Source organism: Streptomyces sp. 71268 (assembly GCF_029392895.1).
Lineage (GTDB): Bacteria > Actinomycetota > Actinomycetes > Streptomycetales > Streptomycetaceae > Streptomyces.
This window is the reverse complement of the sequence record NZ_CP114200.1, coordinates 1,841,289-1,865,954: the sequence shown is the minus strand read 5'-3', so window position 1 is coordinate 1,865,954 and position 24,666 is coordinate 1,841,289. Positions and strand designations below refer to the sequence as shown.

Annotated in this window: 22 protein-coding genes; 18 read left to right on the top strand and 4 right to left on the bottom strand. The window is 73.2% G+C overall.

Going from position 1 to position 24,666, the window contains the following annotated elements; genetic code table 11:
* Both kdpB and kdpC read left to right on the top strand, forming a co-directional pair.
* Nucleotides 1–2,136, top strand: coding sequence for a potassium-transporting ATPase subunit KdpB (gene kdpB, locus OYE22_RS06780; protein WP_277324021.1), 2,136 nt, complete (start codon nucleotides 1–3; stop codon nucleotides 2,134–2,136).
* 5 nt (nucleotides 2,137–2,141) lie between these two features.
* Nucleotides 2,142–2,801 carry a potassium-transporting ATPase subunit KdpC gene (gene kdpC, locus OYE22_RS06775; RefSeq protein ID WP_277319563.1) on the top strand — a complete coding sequence of 220 codons (660 nt, stop codon included), beginning with the start codon at nucleotides 2,142–2,144 and terminating at the stop codon, nucleotides 2,799–2,801.
* Between the two features lie 125 nt (nucleotides 2,802–2,926).
* On the opposite strand, the gene OYE22_RS06770 is transcribed toward kdpC, so the two are convergent.
* Complete coding sequence (locus OYE22_RS06770) at nucleotides 2,927–3,922, bottom strand: nitroreductase family protein (protein ID WP_277319562.1); 996 nt, start codon at nucleotides 3,920–3,922, stop codon at nucleotides 2,927–2,929.
* 221 nt (nucleotides 3,923–4,143) lie between these two features.
* On the opposite strand from OYE22_RS06770, the gene OYE22_RS06765 reads away from it, so the two are divergent.
* Together OYE22_RS06765 and OYE22_RS06760 are read left to right on the top strand one after the other, a co-directional pair.
* Nucleotides 4,144–5,136, top strand: coding sequence for a 2-hydroxyacid dehydrogenase (locus tag OYE22_RS06765; RefSeq protein WP_277319561.1), 993 nt, complete (start codon nucleotides 4,144–4,146; stop codon nucleotides 5,134–5,136).
* Between the two features lie 151 nt (nucleotides 5,137–5,287).
* Nucleotides 5,288–6,001, top strand: a complete 714-nt coding sequence (locus OYE22_RS06760; RefSeq protein ID WP_277319560.1) for an ABC transporter ATP-binding protein — start codon at nucleotides 5,288–5,290, stop codon at nucleotides 5,999–6,001.
* A gap of 151 nt (nucleotides 6,002–6,152) precedes the next feature.
* Here the strand turns inward: OYE22_RS06760 and OYE22_RS06755 are convergent, their stop codons facing one another.
* Nucleotides 6,153–6,686, bottom strand: coding sequence for a GNAT family N-acetyltransferase (locus OYE22_RS06755; protein ID WP_277319559.1), 534 nt, complete (start codon nucleotides 6,684–6,686; stop codon nucleotides 6,153–6,155).
* A 240-nt stretch (nucleotides 6,687–6,926) separates the two neighbouring features.
* Between OYE22_RS06755 and OYE22_RS06750 the strand changes: the two genes are divergently transcribed.
* From OYE22_RS06750 to OYE22_RS06725, 6 genes are all read left to right on the top strand, one after another.
* The gene (locus OYE22_RS06750) at nucleotides 6,927–9,572 is read left to right on the top strand and encodes a DUF4118 domain-containing protein (RefSeq protein WP_277319558.1); all 2,646 of its coding nucleotides are present in this window, start codon (nucleotides 6,927–6,929) and stop codon (nucleotides 9,570–9,572) included.
* A 55-nt stretch (nucleotides 9,573–9,627) separates the two neighbouring features.
* The gene (locus OYE22_RS06745; protein ID WP_277319557.1) at nucleotides 9,628–10,344 is read left to right on the top strand and encodes a response regulator; all 717 of its coding nucleotides are present in this window, start codon (nucleotides 9,628–9,630) and stop codon (nucleotides 10,342–10,344) included.
* Between the two features lie 32 nt (nucleotides 10,345–10,376).
* The gene (locus tag OYE22_RS06740; protein WP_277319556.1) at nucleotides 10,377–10,775 is read left to right on the top strand and encodes an OB-fold nucleic acid binding domain-containing protein; all 399 of its coding nucleotides are present in this window, start codon (nucleotides 10,377–10,379) and stop codon (nucleotides 10,773–10,775) included.
* Between the two features lie 186 nt (nucleotides 10,776–10,961).
* On the top strand, nucleotides 10,962–11,702 hold the full coding sequence (locus OYE22_RS06735) for a DUF3159 domain-containing protein (RefSeq protein ID WP_277324020.1): 741 nt from the start codon (nucleotides 10,962–10,964) through the stop codon (nucleotides 11,700–11,702).
* A gap of 29 nt (nucleotides 11,703–11,731) precedes the next feature.
* Entirely contained in the window at nucleotides 11,732–12,133 is a 402-nt protein-coding gene (locus tag OYE22_RS06730; protein WP_348652186.1) for an AraC family transcriptional regulator, read from the top strand.
* 113 nt (nucleotides 12,134–12,246) lie between these two features.
* Complete coding sequence (locus OYE22_RS06725; protein WP_277319555.1) at nucleotides 12,247–12,675, top strand: VOC family protein; 429 nt, start codon at nucleotides 12,247–12,249, stop codon at nucleotides 12,673–12,675.
* A 204-nt stretch (nucleotides 12,676–12,879) separates the two neighbouring features.
* Here the strand turns inward: OYE22_RS06725 and OYE22_RS06720 are convergent, their stop codons facing one another.
* Both OYE22_RS06720 and OYE22_RS06715 read right to left on the bottom strand, forming a co-directional pair.
* Entirely contained in the window at nucleotides 12,880–13,557 is a 678-nt protein-coding gene (locus OYE22_RS06720; protein WP_176164542.1) for a TrkA family potassium uptake protein, read from the bottom strand.
* Between the two features lie 100 nt (nucleotides 13,558–13,657).
* Entirely contained in the window at nucleotides 13,658–14,323 is a 666-nt protein-coding gene (locus OYE22_RS06715) for a TrkA family potassium uptake protein (protein WP_277319554.1), read from the bottom strand.
* A gap of 601 nt (nucleotides 14,324–14,924) precedes the next feature.
* On the opposite strand from OYE22_RS06715, the gene OYE22_RS06710 reads away from it, so the two are divergent.
* The 8 genes from OYE22_RS06710 (at nucleotide 14,925) to OYE22_RS06675 (ending at nucleotide 24,385) form a co-directional block, all read left to right on the top strand.
* Entirely contained in the window at nucleotides 14,925–16,319 is a 1,395-nt protein-coding gene (locus tag OYE22_RS06710) for an ATP-binding protein (RefSeq protein WP_277319553.1), read from the top strand.
* Between the two features lie 5 nt (nucleotides 16,320–16,324).
* Entirely contained in the window at nucleotides 16,325–16,732 is a 408-nt protein-coding gene (locus OYE22_RS06705; RefSeq protein ID WP_232110254.1) for a roadblock/LC7 domain-containing protein, read from the top strand.
* On the top strand, nucleotides 16,729–17,085 hold the full coding sequence (locus tag OYE22_RS06700; protein WP_176164545.1) for a DUF742 domain-containing protein: 357 nt from the start codon (nucleotides 16,729–16,731) through the stop codon (nucleotides 17,083–17,085). Before OYE22_RS06705 ends, OYE22_RS06700 begins: the two co-directional genes overlap by 4 nt.
* Nucleotides 17,063–17,665, top strand: a complete 603-nt coding sequence (locus tag OYE22_RS06695; protein WP_277319552.1) for an ATP/GTP-binding protein — start codon at nucleotides 17,063–17,065, stop codon at nucleotides 17,663–17,665. The genes OYE22_RS06700 and OYE22_RS06695 overlap by 23 nt, the downstream gene beginning before the upstream one ends.
* Nucleotides 17,666–17,909: 244 nt before the next feature.
* Nucleotides 17,910–19,349, top strand: a complete 1,440-nt coding sequence (locus tag OYE22_RS06690) for a cytochrome P450 (protein WP_277319551.1) — start codon at nucleotides 17,910–17,912, stop codon at nucleotides 19,347–19,349.
* Entirely contained in the window at nucleotides 19,331–20,455 is a 1,125-nt protein-coding gene (locus OYE22_RS06685) for a cytochrome P450 (protein ID WP_277324018.1), read from the top strand. Before OYE22_RS06690 ends, OYE22_RS06685 begins: the two co-directional genes overlap by 19 nt.
* A 70-nt stretch (nucleotides 20,456–20,525) precedes the next feature.
* Nucleotides 20,526–22,577 (top strand): APC family permease, encoded by a 2,052-nt coding sequence (locus tag OYE22_RS06680; protein ID WP_277319550.1) that lies wholly within the window; start codon nucleotides 20,526–20,528, stop codon nucleotides 22,575–22,577.
* Nucleotides 22,578–23,065: 488 nt separating this feature from the next.
* Nucleotides 23,066–24,385: a TRAM domain-containing protein gene (locus OYE22_RS06675; RefSeq protein WP_277324017.1), complete on the top strand. Its 1,320-nt coding sequence runs from the start codon at nucleotides 23,066–23,068 to the stop codon at nucleotides 24,383–24,385.
* The last annotated feature ends 281 nt before the right edge of the window (nucleotides 24,386–24,666 follow it).

The window sequence follows — 24,666 nt, the reverse complement described above, 5'->3', positions numbered from 1 at the left end:
ATGCCCACTGCCACCACCACCCGCCCGGCGACGGGCGGCCCCGCGGCGCCGGGCGAGCACGCGGAGCCCGGGCGCGTCGCCGGCGGCCTCTTCGACGCGGGCCAACTGCTGCGCTCGCTGCCCGAGGCGTTGCGCAAGCTCGACCCGCGGGTGCAGGTCAAGGCGCCCGTCATGTTCGTCGTCGAGGTCGGCTCGATCCTCACCACCGTGCTCGCCATAGCCGATCCCGGCGACTGGTTCGGCTGGACCATCGCCGGTTGGCTGTGGCTGACCGTGCTCTTCGCCAATCTGGCCGAGGCCGTCGCCGAGGGGCGCGGCAAGGCGCAGGCCGACACGTTGCGCAAGGCCAAGACCGACACCGTCGCCCGCCGCCTGGCCACCACCGGCCCCGGCGCCGCCGAGGAGCAGGTGCCCGGGACCGAGCTGCGCGTCGGGGACCTGGTGGTCTGCGAGGCGGGCGACATCATCCCCGGCGACGGTGACGTGGTCGAGGGCGTCGCCTCCGTGGACGAGTCGGCCATCACCGGCGAGTCGGCCCCGGTCATCCGCGAGTCCGGCGGCGACAGGTCGGCCGTCACGGGCGGCACGAAGGTGCTCTCCGACCGCGTCGTCATCCAGATCACCACCAAGCCGGGCGAGACGTTCATCGACCGCATGATCAACCTGGTGGAGGGCGCGGCCCGGCAGAAGACGCCGAACGAGATCGCGCTGAACATCCTGCTGGCCTCGCTCACCATCGTCTTCCTGCTCGCCGTGGTCACCCTGCAGCCGTTCGCGACGTACGCGGGCGCGCGACAGGACATGATCGTGCTGGCCGCGCTGCTCGTGTGCCTGATCCCGACCACCATCGGGGCGCTGCTGTCCGCCATCGGCATCGCGGGCATGGACCGCCTGGTGCAGCGCAACGTGCTCGCCATGTCGGGACGCGCGGTCGAGGCCGCGGGCGACGTGTCCACCCTGCTGCTCGACAAGACCGGCACCATCACGCTGGGCGACCGGCAGGCGGACCGGTTCGTGCCGGTGGACGGCGTGCGCGAGACGGAGCTGGCCGACGCGGCGCAGCTCTCGTCGCTGGCCGACGAGACGCCCGAGGGGCGCTCCGTCGTCGTGCTGGCCAAGGAGCGGTACGGGCTGCGGGCCCGGCACGAGGGGGAGCTGGGTCACGCCACGTTCGTGCCCTTCACCGCGCAGACCCGGATGTCGGGCGTGGACCTCACCGACGACGACGGCGCGGTGCGCCGGGTCCGCAAGGGCGCGGCGGCGGCCGTCACCGGCTGGGTGGTCGAGCGCGGCGGCAGCGTGTCCCCGGACGCGCGGGAGAAGGTGGACGGCATCTCCGCGGCGGGCGGTACCCCGCTGCTGGTCGCCGTCGACGACGTCGACGGGCCGCGGGTGCTCGGCGTCATCCACCTGAAGGACGTCGTCAAGGAGGGCATGCGGGAGCGGTTCGACGAGCTGCGCCGGATGGGCATCAAGACCGTCATGATCACCGGCGACAACCCGCTGACCGCCAAGGCCATCGCCGACGAGGCGGGCGTGGACGACTTCCTCGCCGAGGCCACGCCCGAGGACAAGATGGCGCTGATCAAGCGGGAGCAGGCCGGTGGCCAACTGGTCGCGATGACCGGCGACGGCACCAACGACGCCCCCGCGCTGGCCCAGGCGGACGTGGGCGTGGCGATGAACACCGGCACCTCGGCCGCCAAGGAGGCCGGGAACATGGTGGACCTGGACTCCAACCCCACCAAGCTCATCGAGATCGTGGAGATCGGCAAGCAGTTGCTGATCACCCGTGGCGCGCTGACCACCTTCTCGATCGCCAACGACGTCGCCAAGTACTTCGCGATCATCCCGGCGATGTTCGCCGGCGTCGCCGGTTACGAGGGCCTGGACACCCTCAACGTCATGCGGCTCGCCTCGTCGCAGTCCGCGATCCTGTCGGCGGTGATCTTCAACGCGCTGATCATCATCGCGCTGGTGCCGCTGTCGCTGCGCGGCGTGCGCTACCGGCCGATGAGCGCCGACCAGATGCTCCGCCGCAACCTCGCCGTCTACGGCCTCGGCGGTCTGGTCGCCCCCTTCGTCGGCATCAAACTCATCGACCTGCTCATCTCCCTCATCCCTGGCATCGGGTGACACTCATGAACTCATCCCTCCGCGGCATGACCCGCCTGGCGACGGCGGGGCTGCGAGCCCTGCTGGTGCTGACCCTGGTGTGCGGCGTGCTGTATCCGCTGGCGGTCACCGGCATCGCCCAGGCCCTCTTCCCCGACCAGGCCAACGGCTCGAAGATCAAGGAGAACGGGAAGGTCGTCGGCTCCGAACTGATCGGGCAGAGCTTCACGCTCGACGCCAAGGACAAGGACGGCAACCCGCTGCCCGACCCCAGGTGGTTCCAGCCCCGCCCGTCGGCGGCCGGCGAGAACGTCTACAACACCCGCTACTCCCTCACCGTCTCCGGCGCCTCCAACCTCGCCGCCGACAGCAAGGTGCTCAGGGACTCGATCATCGCTCGCCGCGCCGCGGTGGCCGAGTTCAACGGCGTCCCCCAGCGCGACGTGCCGGTCGACGCGCTCACCGCCTCCGCCTCCGGCGTCGACCCGCACATCTCACCGGCCTACGCGGACCTCCAGGTGGACCGGGTGGCCAGGGAGCACGGGCTGCCCCGGCAGGCCGTACAACGCCTGGTCGAGCGGCACACCGAGGGCCGCCTGGTCGGCTTCCTGGGCGAGCCGCACGTGAACGTGGTGAAGCTGAACCTGGCCGTGCGGCAACTGGCGGCGGGGGAGCGGGGCGACTGACCGCGACGGCCGGCCGCCGGCGGGCGGGGCGTGTGCCGGACGGGGCGCGCGCCGGGCGGCGAGGCCGCTCGCCCGCGCCCCGCCGCACGCCCCCGCCTCAGGCCGCGCGGGTCAGGCCGCGCGCCTCAGGGCACGATGGCGAGCACCTCGGCCATCGGGCGCCGGGGCGTGCTCGGGCCGGTCGGGCCGTAGCCCAGCCGCAGCACCATGTGCACCTGGCCCATGGCGGACAGCGGGTCGCGCGCGGCCCAGCGCAGGTCGGACCACTCCAGCGGGTGCGAGGTCAGCGAGGTGGCCAGGCCGTCGAGGGTGGCCCGGAGCAGCACCCGCTCCAGGGCCTGGCCCGCGCGCAACCAGTCGACCGGCCGGTCGGACTCGGTGCCGAGCAGGGCGAGCTGGGGCGCCGCCTCGAAGGTCGCGGCGCCCCGACCGGGCACCTCCCGCTGGCCGGCGAAGTCGCGTACCGGAGCCCGCCCGTCGTACTTGCGGGGCCCGAAGGCGTACGGCGGAACGCCCTCGACGCCGGCCCGGGCGCCCTCGACGCGCGTCCAGCGCGCCGTCTCGTCGGCCGCACCGGGGTCGGCCGCGTACGGGGCCTCGCGTCCCTCGGCGTCGCGCACCAGCTCCAACACCGTCTCCACGTGCCAGGCGTCGGGGAACAGCAGCCGCGCGCCCTCCGCCCGCGCGGCCTCGCGCAGGCCCGCCCGGACGTCCTCGGGCACCGCTTCGGCGGAGAACGGGGAGCGGCTGGAGCGGCGGCGGCCGATCGCCGGGTGCAGCGCGGCCAGGTCACCGGGGGCGGGCGCCGGGTCGAGCGCGCGCACGGTCGCCAGCAGATGGGCGTCGAGCGGGCTCGGCACCAGCGTGGTGGCCGTCTCCCAGCCCGCGTGGGCGAGCGCGACCCGCAGGTTGAACAGCGCCGCTCCGCAGCCCAGGTGCTGGGCCCGGCCGTCGGGGTCCAGGTGTGGCATGGCCCGCTCCGGGTCGTGGTGGACCTCGAAGAGACGCTCGGTGGTGCGGTAGACGAAGCGCCAGGGTTGCGCGTTGTGCAGGGACGGGGCCGCCGTGGCCTCCCTGACCAGTTCCGTGACGGACGCGTCCGTCAGCGGCTGCGCGGACATCTGCGCCGCCCTTTCCCGTCCGGGGGTCCGATGGCCCGGCGCGCCACCGCGAGCGAGACCACGTGGCGCGCGCTCCTCCAGGCTCCACCACAGTGCCCTGCTTCGCCACATTTGAAGTGCTATGCCACCCTGTGGGAGGCAGGCGGGACGCCGCGCCCCCCGGCCGGGGCCGCGCACCGCCGCGCCGACGCGTCCGTGTCCCAGCGGCGAGGGAGGCACCTGTGGACGTCCTGGCCTTTGGAGTGCTGGCCGACGAACGGCCGCTCCTTGAGACGGCGTTGGGCGACCGGCTCGGCGTGCGGTGCCTGGAGACGTTCCTCAGCCGGGACACGGCGGCGGTGGCCGAGGGACACGAGATCGTCAGCAGCGGCGTCAACGACGTCCTGGACGCCGACGTGCTCACCACGCTGGCCGCCGGCGGCACCCGGCTGATCACCCAGCGCTCGACCGGCTACAACAACATCGACCTGGCGCGCGCCCGCGAACTGGGCCTGACCGTGGCACGGGTCGCGCACTACTCGCCGTACGCGGTGGCCGAGTTCGCCTGGGCGCTGGCGCTGGCCGTCAACCGCCGCACGGTGCGGGCCGTGGGCCGCACCCGGGAGTTCGACTTCCGGCTGACGGGGCTGATGGGCTGGGACTTCCACGGCCGCACCGCCGGGGTGCTGGGTACCGGCCAGATCGGGACGGCCTTCGCGCGCGTCGCGCACGGCTTCGGGATGCGCCTGCTCGGCTGGGACGTGGCCGAGAACCCGGAGTGCCGGGCCCTGGGCATGACGTACGTGGACCGCGAGCGGCTGTTCGCCGAGGCCGACCTGATCAGCCTGCACGTGCCGTTGCTGCCCGAGACCCACCACCTGGTGGACGCGGCCGCGCTGGCCCGGATGAAGGACGGGGCGATCCTGATCAACACCGGCCGGGGCGGGCTGATCGACGCGCCGGCGCTGGTGAACACGTTGAAGCGGGGCCGGCTGGACGGCGTGGGGCTCGACGTCTACGAGGAGGAGGCCGGGGTCTTCTACGTCGACCACTCGATGGAGGCCATGCCCGACGACGTGCTGGCCCGCCTCATGACCTTCCGCAACGTGCTGATCACCTCCCACCAGGCGTACTTCACCCGGGACGCGGTGCGCCAGATCATCGCCGCCACCGCCGGCAACATCGAGGACTACCTGGCCGGCCGCGTGGGCGAGAACGTCCTGGTGGCCGGCTGACCGCCGAGCATGTGCGCCGCCCGCCGGGCGCGTGCCCCGAGGCCGCGTCCGAAGCGGCGGCTCGCGGAGCCTGTCCGTACCAGGGGTGCGTGACGTAGCGTCGGCGTGATCGGTTACGGCCGGCCGGGGGCCGGGAGGGGAGCGGCAGGCGATGAGCGAGCAGACGCTACAGCGGGCGGACATGGTGCGGGTGCGGGACCTGCGGCGGACCTACGGCAGCGGCCCGGCCGCCGTTCACGCGCTGCGCGGGGTCTCCTTCGACGTCCCGCGCGGCGAACTCGTCGCGCTCAAGGGCCGCTCCGGCTCCGGGAAGACCACCCTGCTCAACCTCATCGGCGGGCTCGACACCCCCGACGCGGGCGAGATCCTCGTGGACGACACCGATGTCGTCGGCCTCGGCGAGAGCGGCCTGCTCCAGTTGCGGCGGGACCGGATCGGCTTCGTCTTCCAGTCCTTCGGCCTGATCCCGATCCTGAGCGCCGCCGAGAACGTCGGCGTCCCGATGCGGTTGCGCAAGGCGCCGGCGGCCGAGCGGGAGGAGCGGGTCGCCCTGCTGCTGTCCCTGGTGGGCCTGGCCGACCACGCGGAGCAGCGGCCCGGCGAGCTGTCCGGTGGGCAGCAGCAGCGCGTGGCCATCGCCCGCGCGCTGGCCAACCGGCCGGCGCTGCTGATCGCGGACGAGCCGACCGGGCAGTTGGACGCGGAGACCGGGCTCGCGGTGATGGAGCTGCTGCGCGCGGTGGTGCGCAGCGAGGGCGTCACCGCCCTGGTCGCCACGCACGACGCCAACCTGCTCGGCCTCGCCGACCGGGTCCTGGAGCTGAGCGACGGGCACATCACCGAGGACCGCAACCAGACCGGCTGACACCCGGCCGCCTGGCCGTTCTGACACCTGGCACCCGCCTGGCCGCCCAGGCCCACTCGGCCCCCCGGCGCCGCCCGCCCGAGGCCGGGCGGCCCACGACCCCCGTACGCGGGCCCGCCCGGCGGTCCGGGGCGCCGTCACGGGCACCCGGTCACCACACGTCCCCCTCGCGCCAGTCGCAGGTCAGCTCGCCGGACAGGTCCAGGGGCGCCCCGAGGGGCAGGACGAAGGTGCTCTCGTCGTCCTCCTCGGTGCGCCGCACGCCGCTGGGCGAGAGCACCGACGTGCGGCCCTGCCACCGCTGCCAGCCCAGCCGCTGGTAGAAGATGTCGGCGCCATCGGCCGCGGACAGGGCGCCTACCTCGTAGCCGCCGCGCAGCACCGGCCCCAGGGCCGCCATCACGGCCGTCCCCTTGCCGACCCCGCGCCGGTCGGCCCGCACCGCCACGCCCTCCACGTACCCGGCGCGCAGCGCCCGGCCGCCGTGCAGCAGCCGCCGCTGCACCACGGCGCCGTGCGCGATCAACTCGCTGCCCTCCCACAGCAGGGCGTGCATCCCGCCGACCGTGTGGTCCCAGTCGGCGTCGTCGAAGTCGCCGTCGAAGGCGTCGTCGAGCAGGGCCCGCACGGCCGCCAGCGCGGTGGAGTCCAGCCCCGAGGTGTGTGTCACGCGTACGTCTGCCATACGGGCGATGTTCGCAGGGCGCGGCCGCTCCGTCGCGTGGATTACGAGCCGGCCGGCGACAGCCCGGGCCACACCCCGCGCGACACCGCTCGGCGGGGCGGGCGGGGCCGGGCGGTCGGGCGGCGTCAGAGCCGTATCAAGACAGGTCCGCGCGGTGATGTCCGCGACGTTTGTCCGATTCGCTGGTCGTAGAGTCAACAGAGCGCCCGTACGGCGCGCGGCACGAAAGACAATGAGGACATGGCACGCGGCAAGCTTCGGATCTACCTCGGTGCGGCACCGGGCGTCGGCAAGACGTACGCGATGCTCTCCGAGGGGCATCGGCGGGCCGAGCGCGGCACGGACCTCGTGGTGGGCTTCGTCGAGGACCACGGTCGGCCGCGTACCGAGGTGATGCTGCACGGCTTGGAGGCGGTACCCCGTCGTGAGCTCACCTACCGGGACGCCACGTTCACCGAGATGGACGTCGACGCCGTACTCGCCAGGCGGCCGGCCGTCGCGCTGGTCGACGAACTCGCGCACACCAACGTGCCCGGTTCGCGCAACGCCAAGCGGTGGCAGGACGTCGAGGAACTGCTCCAGGCCGGCATCGACGTCATATCCGCCGTCAACATCCAGCACCTGGAATCGCTGGGTGACGTGGTGGAGTCGATAACGGGCGTGCGGCAACGGGAGACGGTCCCCGACGAGGTCGTGCGCCGCGCCGACCAGATCGAACTGGTCGACATGTCGCCCCAGGCGCTGCGCCGCCGCATGGCGCACGGCAACATCTACGCGCCCGACAAGGTCAACGCGGCCCTGTCCAACTACTTCCGCCCCGGGAACCTGACCGCCCTGCGCGAGCTGGCGCTGCTGTGGACCGCGGACCGGGTCGACGAGTACCTCCAGCAGTACCGCTCCGAGCACCGCATCCGCTCCACCTGGCAGGCGCGCGAGCGCATCGTGGTGGGCCTGACCGGCGGACCCGAGGGCCGCACGCTGATCCGTCGGGCCTCCCGGATGGCGGCCAAGGGCTCGGGCAGCGAGGTGCTCGCCGTCTACATAGCCCGCAGCGACGGACTGACCTCCGCCTCGCCCAAGGAACTGGCCGTCCAGCGCACCCTGGTCGAGGACCTCGGCGGCACCTTCCACCACGTGATCGGCGAGGACGTCCCGAGCGCCCTCCTGGAGTTCGCGCGCGGCGTCAACGCCACCCAGATCGTGCTCGGCTCCAGCCGCCGCAAGACGTGGCAGTACGTCTTCGGCCCCGGCGTCGGCGCGACCGTCGCCCGCGAGTCGGGGCCCGACCTCGACGTGCACATCGTCACCCACAGCGAGGTGGCCAAGGGTCGCGGGCTGCCACTGGCGCGGGGCGCGCGGCTCGGCCGGTCCCGCATCCTGGCGGGCTGGCTCACCGGCGTCGGCGGACCGGCGCTGCTCACCCTGCTGCTCACGGCCCTGCACGACGGCCCGGGGCTCGCCAACGACGTGCTGCTGTTCCTGTTCCTGACGGTGCTGGCCGCGCTGCTCGGTGGCCTGCTGCCCGCGCTGGCCTCGGCGGCCGTCGGCTCGATGCTGCTCAACTTCTACTTCACGCCGCCCAGGCACACCCTGACCGTGCAGGACCCGAAGAACCTCGTCGCCATCGTGATCTTCTTCGCGGTGGCCGTCGCGGTGGCCTCCGTGGTGGACCTGGCGGCCCGCCGCACCCACCAGGCGGCCAGACTGCGGGCCGAGTCCGAGATCCTGTCCTACCTCGCGGGCAGCGTGCTGCGCGGGGAGACCAGCCTGGAGGCCCTGCTGGAACGGGTGCGGGAGACCTTCGGCATGGAGTCGGTGGCGCTCCTCGAACGGGAGTCCGACACCGCCCCGTGGACCTGCGCGGGCAGCGCCGCCACCCCGGCCGCGCCCACCGCCGACGACGAGCCGGCCGCCACCCGCGAGGGCGCGGACCCCTCCCGCGAGGGCGCGCCGGCCCCGGGCGCCGCGGCCCCCGGTGCCCGGGTGCCGTTGCGGCCCGAGGACGCCGACGTGGACATGCCCGTGGGCGACCACCTGGCGCTGGCCCTCAACGGCCGGGTGCTGCCGGCCGAGGACCGGCGCGTGCTCGCCGCGTTCGCCGCCCAGGCCGCCGTCGTCCTGGACCGGCAGCGCCTGATGGGCGAGGCCGAGCAGGCGCGCGAGCTGGCCGAGGGCAACCGCATCCGCACCGCGCTGCTCGCCGCCGTCAGCCACGACCTGCGCACCCCGCTGGCCGGGATCAAGGCCGCGGTGACCTCGCTGCGCTCCGACGACGTCGCCTGGTCGGACGAGGACGAGGCGGAACTGCTCGCCGGCATCGAGGACGGCGCCGACCGGCTCGACCACCTGGTGGGCAACCTGCTCGACATGTCGCGCCTCCAGACCGGCACCGTCACCCCGCTGATCCGCGAGATCGACCTCGACGAGGTGGTCCCGATGGCGCTCGGCGGCGTACCCGAGGGCAGCGTGACCCTGGACATCCCCGAGGAGTTGCCGATGGTCGCCGTCGACCCGGGGCTCCTGGAGCGCAGCGTCGCCAACATCGTCGAGAACGCCGTGAAGTACAGCCCGCCGGGCCAGCCCGTCCTGGTGGCGGCGAGCGCGCTGGGCAACCGGGTCGAGGTGCGCGTCGCCGACCGCGGCCCCGGCGTCCCCGACAGCGCCAAGGACCGCATCTTCGAGCCCTTCCAGCGCTACGGCGACGTCCCGCGCGGCGCCGGCGTGGGCCTCGGCCTCGCCGTCGCGCGCGGCTTCGCCGAGGCGATGGGCGGCACCCTGACCGCCGAGGACACCCCGGGCGGCGGCATGACCATGGTCCTCACCCTGAGCACCGCCGCCGGCCGCCCGCCGGCCGTCCCCGACCTCCCGGCCCAGGTCACCTCATGACCCGCACGCGCTCCGTGCGTACCCGCGTACGCACCCGGCCAGAAAGGCAGGCACCATGCTGAGCTCCTCCGAGGGGCAACCCCGGACCCCCGGTCGGGTGCTCGTCGTCGACGACGAGCCGCAGATCGTGCGCGCCCTGGTCATCAACCTGAAGGCGCGCAAGTACGAGGTCGACGCCGCCCCCGACGGCGCGACGGCCCTGCAACTGGCCGCCGCCCGCCACCCCGACGTCATCGTCCTGGACCTGGGCCTGCCCGACATGGACGGCGTCGAGGTGATCAAGGGGCTGCGCGGCTGGACCCGGGTGCCCATCCTGGTGCTGTCCGCGCGCCAGACCTCGGACGAGAAGGTGGAGGCGCTGGACGCCGGGGCCGACGACTACGTCACCAAGCCCTTCGGCATGGACGAGCTGCTGGCCAGGTTGCGGGCCGCCGTCCGGCGCGCCGAGCCCACCGGGCGCGGCGAGGACGCGGTGGTCGTCGAGACCGACAGCTTCTCCATCGACCTGGCCGCCAAGAAGGCGCACCGCGAGGGCGCCGACGTGCGCCTCACGCCCACCGAGTGGCACCTCCTTGAGGTACTGGTCCGCAACGCGGGCCGGCTGGTCAGCCAGAAGCAGCTACTCCAGGAGGTCTGGGGCCCCTCGTACGGCACCGAGACCAACTACCTGCGGGTCTACATGGCGCAACTGCGCCGCAAGCTGGAGCGCGACCCCTCGCACCCGCGACACTTCATCACCGAGCCGGGCATGGGGTACCGCTTCGAGCGGTGAGTGGCCCACGGGGCACGGGTACCCTGGGCCGTATGAGTGCCCCATCCCGCCCCGGGAAGCCGGCCGGCCCGCTGCGCCGGCTGTTCGACCGGCTGTCGACGTCGCAGGACGACCTGCACTCCGCGGAGCTGCGGCAGGACGCCGAGGACGCCGGGTGCGTCAAGATCGGCGAGTGCGGTGACCGCCAGGTCGTCAAGGTCACCGGTACGCTACGCACCGTCACGCTGCGGCCCCGCGCGGGCGTGCCCGCGCTGGAGGCGGAGCTGTTCGACGGGACGGCCGCGCTGGACGTGGTCTGGCTCGGCAGGCGCTCCATCGTCGGCGTCGAGCCGGGCCGCAGGCTGATCGCCTCCGGCCGGATATCGATGAGCCACGGCCGCCGCGTGCTGTTCAACCCCAAGTACGAACTCCGACCGCTCGGACAGGAGTAGCGGGTGACGTCTGACGACAAGTGGGCCTCCAACGGGGCCGGACCTCCCGGCGGGGCCGCACGCGGGGCGGAGCACGCCCCGGCGCGGGCCGGAGGTGACCCCGACACGAACGAGACGGCCGAGGGGGCGGACGCGGCGCGCAGCAAGGCGGCCGCCGACACCGCGCTCCTCGAGGCGTTCGGCGGGGTGCGCGGCATGGTGGACACCACCGTGCCCGGGCTGGTCTTCGTCCTGATCTACACGATCAAGCGGGACATCCACGTGGCGGCCATCGCGGCCCTCGCGCTGACGGTGCTGCTCGCGGTGGCCCGGCTGGCCCGCAAGGAGACCCTCAAGCACGCCTTCAGCGGCGTCTTCGGGGTGGCCTTCGGCGCCGTCTTCGCGATGATGTCCGGCGACGCGAAGAACTTCTACCTGCCGGGCATGCTGTACACGCTGGGGCTCGCCGTGGCGTACGTGCTCTCCGCGATCTTCCGGTTCCCGCTGATCGGCGTGCTGCTCGGGCCGATCCTGAAGGAGAACCTGTCCTGGCGCACGCGCAACCCGGGCCGGCTGCGCGCGTACACCAAGGCCACCTGGGCGTGGGGCCTGATCCTGCTCGGCAAGTCGGCGATCCTCTTCCCGCTGTACTGGTGGGGGGACGCCACCCAGCTCGGCTGGGTCAAGGTCGCCCTCGGCATCCCGCCCTTCCTGCTCTGCGTGTACCTGACCTGGATCTTCCTGGCCAAGGCGCCGCCGCCGATCGACGTGATCGCCGAGATGGAGGCGGAGGAGGCCGAGCGCGAGCGCGCCGAACGGGAGCGGGAGGCGGAGCGGGCGGTCACCGACGCGGTGGCCGAGAGCGTGGCGCGGCAGACCACCGACGCGGTCCTGGAACGCCTGACCACGGACCCGGACCGGGCCCGCCGCGACGGCTCCACGCGCTGACGGCCGGCCGCCGGTGACCTGGTGAGCCGGTGAGGCGTCCCGCGGCGCCGCTGGCCAGGCACCTGCTGCGGGCGCGCGACCTGATCGACCGGGCCTACGCCGAACCGCTGAGCGTGGCGGACCTGGCCCGCGGCGCGTCGGTCTCGCCGGCGTACTTCAGCCGCGGCTTCAAGGCGGCGTTCGGCGAGACGCCGCACCAGTACCTGATGAGCCGGCGGATGGAGCGGGCCAAGGCGTTGCTGCGCGACGGCCAGCGGTCGGTGACCGAGGTGTGCATGGCGGTCGGGTTCGCCAGCCTGGGCTCCTTCAGCACCCAGTTCCGGCGCTTCACCGGCGAGAGCCCCAGCGCCTACCGGGAGCGGTCGCGCCACCAGGAACCGCCGCTCGTCCCGGGCTGCTACCCGCGCATGTGGACCAGGCCGCGCCCCTGAACCACCGCGCGGGGACAGTGGGCAGTTTTCGAGAAGCCCGGCCGGCCCCGCCTCCCTATCGTCAGGGGAGGTGATCGCGCGACCGCCGCGATCCGGACCGAGCGGAGACAGCCATGATCACCGGTTTCGCCCTGATCTGCGTCAACGTGCTGGACATGGACGTGGCCCGGGACTTCTACGTCGACACGCTGGGCTTCGAGGTCGACGTCGACGTGGTCCAGGACGGCTTCCACTGGTTCGTCGTGCACGCCCCGCAGCAGCCGGAGGTGCCGCTCATGCTGGTGGTGCCGGGCGCCCCGGCGGTCGACGAGGAGATCGCCGAGCGGATCCGCTCGCTGGTGGCCACCGGGCACGCGAGCGTGGGCGCGTTCGCCACCCGCGACTGCTGGGCCACCTACCGCGAGCTGAGCGCCCGGGGCGTGGAGTTCGTCGAGCCTCCGGAGGAACGCTTCTACGGCATCGACGCCGCCTTCCGCGATCCGTTCGGCAACCACTGGCGGCTCACCCAGCGCAAGCCCCTGACCGGCCCGCCACCTGGCTGACCGACCCGGCGCCCGGCCCCGCCACTGTCGTGGCTACCCGCCCGGTAACGGGCCGCGCGGGCGGCAGCGGACCGGGCGGGTTCTCGCGAGGCGCCACGTGACGGCACAAGGCGCCGGGCGGGGCGGAGTACGTCACTCCGCCCCGCCCGGCGCCTTCGTCGTCCCGCGCTCCCGGGCCCGCGGCCCGGCGTAGCCGGCCCGCGGCTAGTCCACCGCGTCCTCGCGACGCAGCGACAGCAGGTCCTCAAGCTGTTCCTCGCGGGCCTGGGCCGCCACGAACAGCAGCTCGTCGCCGGCCTCCAGGACGTCGTCCCCGCTGGGCGTGAGCACCCGCGTGCCACGGATGATCGTGACCAGGGACGTGTCCTCGGGCCAGGCCACGTCGCCGACCCGGGTGCCCGCGAGCGCGGCCTCCGGGGGGAGCGTCAGCTCCACCAGGTTGGCGTCGCCGTGGCTGAAGCGCAGCAGCCGCACCAGGTCGCCGACGCTCACGGCCTCCTCGACCAGCGCCGACATCAGGCGCGGGGTGGAGACGGCGACGTCCACGCCCCACGCCTCGGTGAACAGCCACTCGTTCTTCGGGTTGTTCACCCGGGCCACCACCCGGGGCACGCCGTACTCGGTCTTGGCGAGCAGCGACACCACCAGGTTGACCTTGTCGTCGCCGGTGGCGGCGATGACCACGTTGCAGCGCTGGAGCGCGGCCTCGTCCAGCGAGGTGATCTCACAGGCGTCGGCGAGCAGCCACTCGGCCTGCGGCACCCGCTCCACCGAGATGGCGGTGGGCGCCTTGTCGATGAGCAGCACCTCGTGCCCGTTCTCCAGCAGTTCCCCCGCGATGGAGCGCCCCACGGCGCCCGCTCCGGCGATAGCGACCCTCATGCCGCCGCCTCCTTGTCCGCCTCGCCGCGCCAGCGGCTGCCGATCCCGCCAGCGGCCGCGCCGCGGCCCGCCTCGTCCGTATCCTGGACGCGCCCGCGGCTCACGAGCCGGCCTCCGGGCCCTTGGCGAACGCCGCCTCGACCGACTCGACCTCGTTGGTGCGCATCATCACGTGGACGAGGTCGCCCTCCTGGAGCACCGTCTGCGAGGTCGGCAGGATCGCCTCGCCCAACCGGGTGAGGAAGGCCACCCGGACCCCGGTCTCCTCCTGGAGGCGGCTCACCTTGTGGCCCACCCACGCGGGCGAGGTGTGCACCTCCGCGAGCTGCACGCCGCCGCTCGGGTCGCGCCACAGCGTCTCGGCCCCCGACGGCAGCAGCCGGCGCAGCATCTGGTCGGCCGTCCAGCGGACGGTGGCCACGGTGGGGATGCCCAGGCGCTGGTAGACCTCGGCGCGGCGGGGGTCGTAGATGCGGGCGGCGACGTTCTCGACGCTGAACATCTCGCGGGCCACCCGGGCGGCGATGATGTTGGAGTTGTCACCGCTGCTGACCGCGGCGAACGCCCCGGCCTCCTCGATGCCCGCCTCGCGCAGCGTGTCCTGGTCGAAGCCCACGCCGGTCACCCGGCGCCCGCTGAAGCCCGCGCCGAGCCGCCGGAAGGCCGTCGGGTCCTGGTCCACGACGGCGACCGTGTGCCCCTGTCGCTCCAGGGTCTGGGCGAGCGCGGCCCCCACCCGACCGCAGCCCATGATGACGATGTGCATCGGCCCTTACCCCGCACTCCTGGTCGGCGCGCTGTCCTGCGTGAAAACCCTGCTCATATCTTCCTTCCAGGCATCCGGGGCGACAACGAGGCGGCTGGCCCCGGCGATGACGGTACGCGGCAGGAGCGAGTGTCGTCCGGCCAGGCGTCCGGCACAACGGTAGCCGCACCGCCGAGGGCCCCGGCGCTGCCCCCGCGCCCGGCCACCGCGCGCGCCCGCGCGGCGCGACCCGGCCCGCGCGGGCGCCGCCCGGCCGAGCCCGCCGCGCGCCGCCCCGTCTGCCGCGCGCCGCCCCGCCCGTACCGCCCCAGCCGCCGCCGCTCCCACCCGCCGGCGCGGGTCGCCCGCCACCTCGCGACGGGCGCCCCCGGCCGCCGCGGGCGGACGGGCCGGACGAGGGCGGGCGGCCCCGTCACCCGACGGGGGGCGCGGCCCGCTCCCGCGCCCGTGTCGAGGGCGGCCCAGCCGGGTACGCGATCCCAGCAATTCCCGTGCCCTATCCCGTCAGAAGGCCACCTTGCCGGAGATCGTTCTGGCTAGGATGATCGCCCGTATTCCGCTTCGGCGGACGCGTTACCCACCCCCGTCGCATGAGGACTTGATGACACAACACATATCGGAGGTGGTGTTCTGGTGTGTGGCCGCCGTGCTGCTGATCGTCGCCGTGCTGCTGCTCCGCCAGCGGCAGATCACGACCGGCCTGCGTAAGCACAACGCCGCCCTGGAAGCCAGCCTGCGGGCCCGGGACGAGGAGGCGCGCCACCTGGTCGAGGTCAGACTGCCGGCAGCCGAGGACTCGGGGCACCAGTCGCTGCCGGCGCCCGGCCTCCTGGACGAGCAGTTGACCGGCACCGCCTACGCCTGGCACCTCCAGCAGGCCACCGAGCAGTTCGCCGGGGCCGTGGAGAAGGCACAGACCCGCGCCGACCAGGCCGCGAAGGCCGCGCTCAAGGCGTCCATGCGGGCCCTGCAGGGCCTCGCGCACGAGCAGCAGCTCTCCATCTCCCGCATGCAGGACCGGCACGACAATCCCGACGTGCTGCGTGACCTACTGGAGATCGACCACGCCAACTCCCAGTTCGGCCGCCGGGCCCAGGCCATCGCCGTCCTGTGCGGCTCCTGGCCGGGCCGCCAGCGCGCGGCGTCGCCACTGCTCGACGTGGTGCGCGGAGCCACGTCGCGGATCAGGGACTACCGACGGGTGCGCGTGCACGCCCAGGTTGACATCGCTGTCGCCAGCCGGGCGGTCGAGCCCGTCGTGCTCGCCGTGGCCGAGCTCCTGGACAACGCGGCGCGCCACTCGCAGCCCAACACCGCCGTCGAGGTCAACCTCCAGCCCGCGCACAACGGCGCCTGCGTCGTCATCGACGACGCCGGGGTCGGCATGGACGGCCAGGACATCGAGCGCGCCACCCGGCTGCTGTCCGGCCGCCAGTCCGTGGACGTCTCCCGGCTCGGTGACCCGCCGCAGTTCGGCTTCGCCGCCATCGGCATCCTCGCCGCCCGCTACGGCTTCAACGTCTCGGTGGACACCCGTTCCCCGTACGGTGGCGTGCGCGCGGTGCTCTTCCTGCCGAGCGTGCTGCTCACCCACATCACCGAGGACGGGCCGAGCACGGTAGCGGCGGCCACCCCGCCCGCCGTCCCCTCGATCACCACCGGGGCGGCCCCCACCCACACCCGCACCCCCACCCAGGCCGGCCCGCAGACCGCCGCGGCGCGACCCGCCGCACCGCGTACGCCGACCGACCACGAGGACGGAGAGCCGGTCATCCACGGTTCGACGGCGGGCGGCCTCCCCAAGCGCCGCCGCCGACAGCCGGCCCCTGGCCGCGCGACCGCCGCCGCCACGCCCGCCGCCCCGCTGCCCCCAGCCGAGCAGGCACCGGCGCGCACGGCGGAGGAGACGGCGCGCCGCATGGGTGCCTTCGCCCGCGGTACCAGGTCAGGGCGCGCCACCAACCCCAACGACGAGGAAGGGAACTCCCCGGCATGACCAGCGTGAACGATCACATGACCAACGACCTGGGCTGGATGCTCGACGAGGCCGTGCGAATGCCGGAGGCGAGCCACGCGATCCTGCTCTCGTCCGACGGCATGCTGCGCGCGCACTCGCAGGGCATCGGCAGGGACGAGGCGGAGCGACAGGCCGCCGCGCTGTCCGGGCTCCAGTCGATCAGCCGCAGCACCGCCGAGTTCTGCGCCGAGGAGAACACCCCCTGGCAGCAGACCCTGGTCGAGTTCGCCGACGGCTACGTCTTCCTGGTGGCCGCCGGGCAGGGCGCCTACCTGGCGGTCTCGGCCACGGCCGAGGTCGACATGGAGGCCGTGACGTACCGCATGCAGAAGCTGGTGGACCGGCTCGGCAAGGAGCTCACCAGCCCGCCCCGGCTTGGTAGTTCGGCATGACCCCGCCTCGGCGCGAGCGGGGTTTAGTACGGCCCTACGTCGTCACCGGCGGCCGGGCCTACCCGACCCGCAACACCTTCGACCTGGTCACGCTCGTCATCGCGCAGCACGACCGGCCGCTCAGCGAGCTGAACCCGGAGCAGCGGCGGCTCGTGGAGCTGTGCCGGGGCGGCGCCCTGTCGGTGGCCGAGGTCGCGGGACACCTGGAGCTGGCGGTCAGCGTCACCAAGGTGCTCCTCGGCGATCTGGTCGACAGCGGGCACATCGTCACCCGGGCCCCCATCCCCAAGGCCCAACTCCCCGAATCCCAGCTCTTGCAGGAGGTGCTCGATGGGCTCCGCGCCAGCCTCTGACGACGTCTACTTGCGGCAGACGGTCCGTACCGCGGCCAAGCTCCTGGTCGTGGGCCACTTCGCGGTCGGCAAGACCACGTTCGTCGGGTCCCTCTCGGAGATCAAGCCGCTGCGCACCGAGGAGACCATGACGCAGGCCGGCGCCCTGGTGGACGACCTGGCCGGGATCGACGGCAAGTCCACGACCACCGTCGCCATGGACTTCGGCCGGCTGACCCTCAGCGACCAACTCGTGCTCTACCTGTTCGGCGCGCCCGGCCAGAAGCGGTTCACCCGCCTGTGGCAGGACATGACGCAGGGGGCGCTCGGCGCCCTGGTGCTCGCCGACACCCGCCGCCTCGACCAGTCCTTCGACGTCATGGGCCTGCTGGAGGAGCACGACCTGCCGTACGCGGTCGCCGTCAACCACTTCGACGGCGCGCCCAGCTACGCCGAGGAGGAGATACGCGAGGCGCTCGACCTGCTGCCCGACACGCCGCTGGTCACCTGCGACGCCCGGGACCGCATCTCCTCCACCCACGCGCTGATCGCCCTCGTGCAGTACCTCCAGGCCCGCAACGCGCACCAGATGCACGTCTGAACCCCGTAGCGGCGACCATCCGGCGCCGGGCCGCCCGGCGGACGCGCACCCCCACCGCGCGCCCACCGCGGCGACCCACACCGCCGGCCCCGCGCCGCGCCCACCCCCCCACTGCCGCCCGTACCCGACCGCTCACCCCCGCGTCCGCGCCGAGCGGTCGGCCGGCGCCGCCCACCGGGCCCCGCCCCGCCACCCCGCCCCCTTTCCGTTCCACCCGCCCCTCCCGTTCCGATCAGGAGCACGAGTGACCTCTCACCCCGATGTCGGCACCGGGCCGCCGCCAGGCTGCCCCGCGCACACCGGCCGGCCCAGCGGCGAGCCGATCTACGGACCCGACTTCGCCACCGACCCGTCCGCCGCCTACGAACGGATGCGCCGCTTCGGCTCGGCGGCCCCGGTTCAGCTCGCCCCCGGCGTGGACGCCACGCTGGTCATCGGCTACCAGGCGGCCCTGAGCGTGCTGCGCAGCCCGGAGACCTTCGTCAAGGACCCGCGCCGCTGGCGGGCCCTGGCCGACGGCACGGTGCCGATGGACAGCCCGGTCGTGCCGATGATGATGTACCGGCCCAACTGCCTGTTCGCCGACGGCGAGGAGCACCGTCGGCTGCGCCAGGCCGTCACCGACTCCCTGGAGCGCGTGGACCCCAACGCGCTGCGCGGCTACGTCGAGGAGAGCGCGGACACCCTCATCGACCGGTTCTGCGCGCGCGGCGAGGCGGACCTGCTGGTCGAGTACGCGCGGGTCATCCCGATGCTCGTCTCCAACCGCATGTTCGGCTGCCCGCCCGAGATCGGCGAGCGACTGCTCGCCGGCATGTCCGGCATCTTCGACGGGATCAACGCCGAGCAGGCCAACGCCCAGCTCACCGAGGCGCTCGTCGAGCTGGTGGCGCTCAAGCGCGCCAAGCCCGGCGCGGACGTCATCTCCTGGATGATGGCCCACCCCGCGCGGCTGACCGACGAGGAGATGCTCCACCAGTTGGTGGTGCTCATGGGCGCGGGCACCGAGCCGGAGCAGAACCTGATCGCCAACGGGTTGCGGCTGCTGCTGTCCGACGACCGGTTCGCGGGCAGCCTGGCCGGCGGCAGCCTGCCGGTGGACGACGCCCTGGACGAGGTCCTGTGGACCGACCCGCCGATGGCCAACTACGCCGTCCACTACCCGGTGCACGACGTGGACCTGGACGGGCTGCGGCTGCGCGAGGGCGAGCCGGTCGTCATCAGCTTCGCCGCCGCCAACACCGACTCCTCCCTCGCCTCCGACCAGCGCGCGGGCAACCGCGCGCACCTGGCCTGGAGCGCGGGCCCGCACGCCTGCCCGGCGCAGAGCAGCGCCCGACTGGCCGCCTCGGTCGCCGTCGAGAAGCTGCTCGACCGGCTGCCCGACATCGAACTCGCCGTTCCCGTCGAGGCTTTGGAGTGGCGGCCGGGGCCGTTCCACCGCGCGCTCAGCGCGCTGCCCGTCCGCTTCCCGCCGGTCCCCGTGGCCACCTCGCACGCACCTGTCAGTTCAGCGCCCGCCACATTCGACGCGACCTCTGGAGACACCTCATGGAAGCCCAGTCCTGCCCCGTCGCCATCGACCCCACCGGCCGCGACATCCACGGGGAGGGAGCCCGGCTCCGCGCCCGGGGGCCGGCGACGCTGGTGGAACTCCCTGGCGGGGTGGTGGCGTGGGCAGTAACGCAGCAGGCCATGCTCAAGGACCTGCTGGCCGACCCCCGCGTCTCCAAGGACCCGCGCCAGCACTGGCCCGCGTGGATCAACGGTGAGATATCCCAGGAGTGGCCGCTGTTCACCTGGGTCGCGGTGCAGAACATGTTCACCGCGTACGGCAGCGACCACACGCGGCTGCGCACACTGGTCTCCAAGGCGTTCACGCTGCGCCGCTCCAACGCGCTGCGCCCGCGCATCGAGCAGATCACCACGGACCTGCTCGACGGGTTCGCCGACACCCCGCCGGGCGGCGTCGTGAACCTGCGCGAGGGTTACGCGTACCCGATCCCGATCCAGGTCATCTGCGAGCTGTTCGGCGTCACGGACACCGGCATGCGCGATCGCCTGCACGCCTGCGTGGACTCCATCTTCCACACCTCGGCCGACCCCGAGGAGGTGACCCGCACCTACGGCGAGATCTACCAGTTGCTCGGCGAGCTGATCACCGCCAAGCGCGCCGCGCCCGCCGACGACATGACCAGCGGGCTGATCGCGGCCCGCGACGAGGACGGCGACTCGCGGCTGAGCGAGCAGGAACTGCTCGACACCCTGCTGCTGATGCTCAGCGCCGGGCACGAGACGACCGTCAACCTGCTCGACAACGCGTTGCACGCGCTGCTCACCCACCCCAAGCAGCTCGCCCTCGTCCGCTCCGGCGAGGTGAGCTGGGACGACATCATCGACGAGACGCTGCGCGTCCAGGCCCCGGTCGCCAACCTTCCGCTGCGCTACGCGGTGGAGGACATCGAGCTGGCCGGAGTGACCATCCGCAAGGGCGAGGCCATCCTCGTCTCGTACGCCGCCGCCGGGCGCGACCCGGAGGTGCACGGTCCGGACGCCGACCAGTTCGACGCGACCCGGCCCAACAAGGACCACGTCTCCTTCGGGCACGGCGTGCACTTCTGCGTGGGCATGTCGCTGGCCCGCCTGGAGGCGACCATCGCGCTGCCCGCGCTCTTCGAGCGCTACCCGGACGTGGAGCTGGCCGTGGCCCCGGAGGAGCTGCTCCCGGTGGACTCGTTCATCTCCAACGGCCACCGCAGCCTCCCGGTGCGACTGCGCCGCCACCCCTAGGAAAGTCAGGGGGACCGCTGTACGGGTGGCGGGTGGGCGGCCCGCGAGCCGACCGCCTACGATCCTCTGCGTGTCCAAACTGACCGACCTGCCAAAACGGATCCTGATCGGCAGGGCGCTGCGCAGCGACAAACTGGGGGAGACCCTTCTCCCCAAGCGCATCGCCCTGCCGGTCTTCGCCTCCGATCCGCTCTCCTCCGTCGCCTACGCGCCGGGCGAGGTCCTCCTCGTGCTGTCGGTGGCAGGCGTGTCGGCCTACCACTTCAGCCCGTGGATCGCCGCCGCCGTCGTCGTGCTGATGTTCACGGTGGTCGCCTCGTACCGCCAGAACGTGCGCGCCTACCCGAGCGGCGGTGGGGACTACGAGGTGGCCAACACCAACCTCGGTCCCAAGGCCGGCCTCACCGTGGCCAGCGCACTCCTGGTCGACTACGTCCTCACGGTCGCGGTGTCGATCTCCTCCGGCGTGGAGAACCTCGGCTCCGCGGTGCCGTTCGTCATCGAGCACAAGACGCTGTGCGCGGTGGGCACCATCGTGCTGCTGACGCTGATGAACCTGCGCGGCGTCAAGGAGTCGGGCAAGCTCTTCGCGATCCCCACCTACGTCTTCGTCGCGGGCGTCTTCCTGCTGATCGCCTGGGGCGCCTTCCGCGGCCTGGTGCTCGGCGACACCATGCACGCGCCCACCTCCGACTACGAGATCCACGCGGAGAAGACCGGCCTCGCCGGCTTCGCGCTGATCTTCCTGCTGCTGCGCGCGTTCTCCTCCGGCTGCGCGGCGCTCACCGGCGTCGAGGCCATCAGCAACGGCGTGCCCGCCTTCCGCAAGCCCAAGAGCAAGAACGCGGCCACCACGCTGCTGCTGATGGGCACCCTGGCGGTCACCATGTTCTGCGGCATCATCGGCCTGGCCATGGCCACCGACGTGAAAATGGCGGAGAACCCGGCCAAGGACCTGCTGCACAACGGCGAGCCGGTCGGCGCCGCCTTCACCCAGGACCCGGTCATCTCACAGGTCGCGGCGGCCGTCTTCGGCGACGGGTCGTTCCTGTTCGTGGTGCTCGCGGCGGCGACCGCGCTCGTGCTGTTCCTGGCCGCCAACACCGCGTACAACGGCTTCCCGCTGCTCGGCTCGATCCTGGCCCAGGACCGCTACCTGCCGCGCCAGCTCCACACCCGCGGCGACCGCCTCGCCTTCTCCAACGGCATCGTGCTGCTGGCGCTCGCGGCGGCGATACTCGTCTACATCTACGGGGCCGACTCCACCAAGCTCATCCAGCTCTACATCGTCGGCGTCTTCGTGTCCTTCACGCTCAGCCAGATCGGCATGGTCCGGCACTGGAACCGCCACCTGGCCAGCGAGAAGGACCCGGCCAAGCGCCGCCACATGATCCGCTCCCGCGCGATCAACACCTTCGGCGCCTCCTTCACCGGCCTGGTCCTGATCGTGGTGCTGGTCACCAAGTTCACCCACGGCGCCTGGGTCGCCCTGCTCGGCATGGTCATCTTCTACGTGACGATGAGCGCGATCCGCCGCCACTACGACCGGGTCGCCGAGGAGCTGGCCACCGACGAGGAGCCCGAGGACTCCGCGCGCCCCTCCCGGGTGCACTCCATCGTCCTCGTCTCCAAGATCCACAAGCCCACGCTGCGGGCCCTGGCCTACGCGAAGCTGATGCGTTCGGACCGGTTGGAGGCCCTGAGTATCAGCGTGGACCCGGCCGAGACCAAGGCGCTCCAGGCCGAGTGGAGCGAGCGCGGCATCGACGTACCACTGAAGATCCTCGACTCGCCCTACCGCGAGATCACCCGCCCGGTGATCGACTACGTCAAGGGCCTGCGCCGGGAGAGCCCGCGCGAGGTGATCAGCGTCTACATCCCCGAGTACGTGGTCGGCCGCTGGTACGAGCAACTGCTGCACAACCAGAGCGCCCTGCGCCTCAAGGGCCGCCTGCTGTTCACCCCCGGCGTCATGGTCACCTCGGTCCCCTGGCAGCTCGACTCCTCCGAGGCGGCCAAGCTGCGGGCCCGCAAGCGCGCCGAGTGGAACCCGCCGGGGGCGGTACGGCGCGGCCCCGCGCCCCGCGTCTCGCGCCGCGAGAAGGCGGGCAGCGAGAAGTAGCCACCCGGCGCCGGCGGACACCCGGCGCCGGCGCGGCGGTGCCGGGCCAGAGCCTGCCGGCACCGCCGCGCCGCGTGTGGGCGTGGCCTGGGTTCGGTGTGGGTGGGGCGTGGGTGTGGGTGGGGCGTGATGCGTGCGTGGCCTGGGCATGACGGGGGCCCGGCTCTGGCGGCGGGCGTCCGGAGCCGGCGCTGGCACGTAAACTGGTGAACTTGGCGTTCTTCCGCCGCCCCGCCAGCCGCTCCGGGCGGACCCGGAAACCGCCCCGGCGACCCGCTCGCCCCGCACCCGCCCACTCCGACCACCCCCATCCCCACCTCGCCCGACCACGAGCCCGCCCCCCGTATTCCTCTTCCGTCAGGAGCCCGTCCGCCGTGACACACCGCACGAACCGTACGCACCGGCCGAGCGCGAGCCACGCGCGGCAGCGAGCCGCCGGCGCCGACACCGGGCACGGGGGCGCCGCGGGCGCCGGCGAGCCCGCCTCGCTGGTCGGCGAGCGCTACGAGGTGGAGATCGGCCCCGTCGCGCACGGCGGGCACTGCGTCGCCCGGACCACCCTGGCCGGCGAGGAGCGCCCCCGGGTGCTGTTCGTCCGCCACACCCTGCCGGGGGAGCGGGTCGTGGCACAGGTCACCGAGGGCGACGCGGCCTCCCGCTTCCTGCGGGCCGACGCCGTCGAGGTGCTGGAGCCCTCACCGGACCGGGTGCCGGCGCCCTGTCCGTTCTCCGGCCCCGGCGCCTGCGGCGGCTGCGACTGGCAACACGTGGCGCCCGGCGCACAGCGCCGCCTGAAGGTCGAGGTGATCACCGAACAGCTCGCCAGGCTGGCCGGCCTCACCCCGCAGGAGGCGGGCTGGAACGGCACGGTCGAGCCGGCCCCCGGCGACAAACTGCCCAAGGGCGAGGTGCCCGCGTGGCGCACCCGGGTGCAGTACGCGGTGGACCAGGACGGCTACGCCGGCCTGCGCCGCCACCGCTCGCACGAGGTCCAGCGCATCGACCGCTGCCTGATCGCGGCGCCCGGCGTCAGCGAACTGGGCATCGAGTCCCGCGAGTGGCCCGGCGTGGCCGGCGTGCAGGCCATCGCCGCCACCGGCTCGTCGGACCGACAGGTCCTGGTGGAGCCGGAGCCGGGCGAGCGGCTGCCGATCGTGGAGCTGGACAAGCCGGTGTCGGTGCTGCGGATCGACGAGCACGACGGCGGGGTCCACCGCGTCCACGGCCGCGGCTTCGTCCGCGAACGCGCCGACGGCCGCACCTACCGCGTCGGCTCCGGCGGCTTCTGGCAGATCCACCCGAAGGCCCCCGACGTGCTGGTCGAGGCCGTGATGCAGGGCCTGACCCCGCGCAAGGGCGAGATGGCGCTCGACCTGTACTGCGGGGTCGGCCTCTTCGCCGGCGCGATCGCCGAACGGGTCGGGGAACGCGGCGCCGTGCTCGGCATCGAGTCGGGCAAGCGCGCGGTCGAGGACGCCCGCCACAACCTGCGCGACCTGGAGCGGGTCCGCGTCGAACACGGCAAGGTCGAGACCGTGCTGCCGCGCACCGGCATCACGGAGGTCGACATCGTCGTCCTCGACCCACCCCGCGCCGGCGCCGGCCAACAGACGGTGACCCACCTCGCCTCCCTGTCCCCCCGCCGCATCGCCTACGTCGCCTGCGACCCAGCCGCCCTGGCCCGCGACCTCGCCTACTTCAGGGAAGCGGGCTACCGCCCGCGGTTCCTGCGGGCGTTCGACCTGTTCCCGATGACGCAGCATGTGGAGTGCGTGGCGATTTTGGAGCCGGTGAAGCAGGGCGCCTGACCCGGGGAACGGTGATCGACGCATACCGTTCCCCCGCTCCCGTGATTTCCCGTAGCTCACGTCATTCAATGGGCCGAGCGGGCGGGCGACGGGGGCTCGTGCGAGGCGGCGTGCTCTGCGCGGCCATGGTGAGGATGCGCTCGGGCTGGCGATAGTGCACCGTGCGCTTCAGGAGGCTCGACACGCTCCGGCGGCCCCCGTCGGGCTGACGGCCAGGCAGCATGGTGTTCGTCGAGAGCGCATGAAACTGTGCGTTTCCTGCCCAAGTGAATCGACGCGTA

What these genes read in the sequence shown, in the direction of transcription:
- kdpB (WP_277324021.1), top strand. Translation starts at nt 1, where the DNA reads ATGCCCACTGCCACCACCACCCGCCCGGCGACGGGCGGCCCCGCGGCG.
- kdpC (WP_277319563.1), top strand. Translation starts at nt 2,142, where the DNA reads ATGAACTCATCCCTCCGCGGCATGACCCGCCTGGCGACGGCGGGGCTG.
- OYE22_RS06770 (WP_277319562.1), bottom strand. Translation starts at nt 3,922, where the DNA reads ATGTCCGCGCAGCCGCTGACGGACGCGTCCGTCACGGAACTGGTCAGG.
- OYE22_RS06760 (WP_277319560.1), top strand. Translation starts at nt 5,288, where the DNA reads ATGAGCGAGCAGACGCTACAGCGGGCGGACATGGTGCGGGTGCGGGAC.
- OYE22_RS06755 (WP_277319559.1), bottom strand. Translation starts at nt 6,686, where the DNA reads ATGGCAGACGTACGCGTGACACACACCTCGGGGCTGGACTCCACCGCG.
- OYE22_RS06750 (WP_277319558.1), top strand. Translation starts at nt 6,927, where the DNA reads ATGGCACGCGGCAAGCTTCGGATCTACCTCGGTGCGGCACCGGGCGTC.
- OYE22_RS06745 (WP_277319557.1), top strand. Translation starts at nt 9,628, where the DNA reads ATGCTGAGCTCCTCCGAGGGGCAACCCCGGACCCCCGGTCGGGTGCTC.
- OYE22_RS06740 (WP_277319556.1), top strand. Translation starts at nt 10,377, where the DNA reads ATGAGTGCCCCATCCCGCCCCGGGAAGCCGGCCGGCCCGCTGCGCCGG.
- OYE22_RS06725 (WP_277319555.1), top strand. Translation starts at nt 12,247, where the DNA reads ATGATCACCGGTTTCGCCCTGATCTGCGTCAACGTGCTGGACATGGAC.
- OYE22_RS06720 (WP_176164542.1), bottom strand. Translation starts at nt 13,557, where the DNA reads ATGAGGGTCGCTATCGCCGGAGCGGGCGCCGTGGGGCGCTCCATCGCG.
- OYE22_RS06715 (WP_277319554.1), bottom strand. Translation starts at nt 14,323, where the DNA reads ATGCACATCGTCATCATGGGCTGCGGTCGGGTGGGGGCCGCGCTCGCC.
- OYE22_RS06710 (WP_277319553.1), top strand. Translation starts at nt 14,925, where the DNA reads ATGACACAACACATATCGGAGGTGGTGTTCTGGTGTGTGGCCGCCGTG.
- OYE22_RS06700 (WP_176164545.1), top strand. Translation starts at nt 16,729, where the DNA reads ATGACCCCGCCTCGGCGCGAGCGGGGTTTAGTACGGCCCTACGTCGTC.
- OYE22_RS06695 (WP_277319552.1), top strand. Translation starts at nt 17,063, where the DNA reads ATGGGCTCCGCGCCAGCCTCTGACGACGTCTACTTGCGGCAGACGGTC.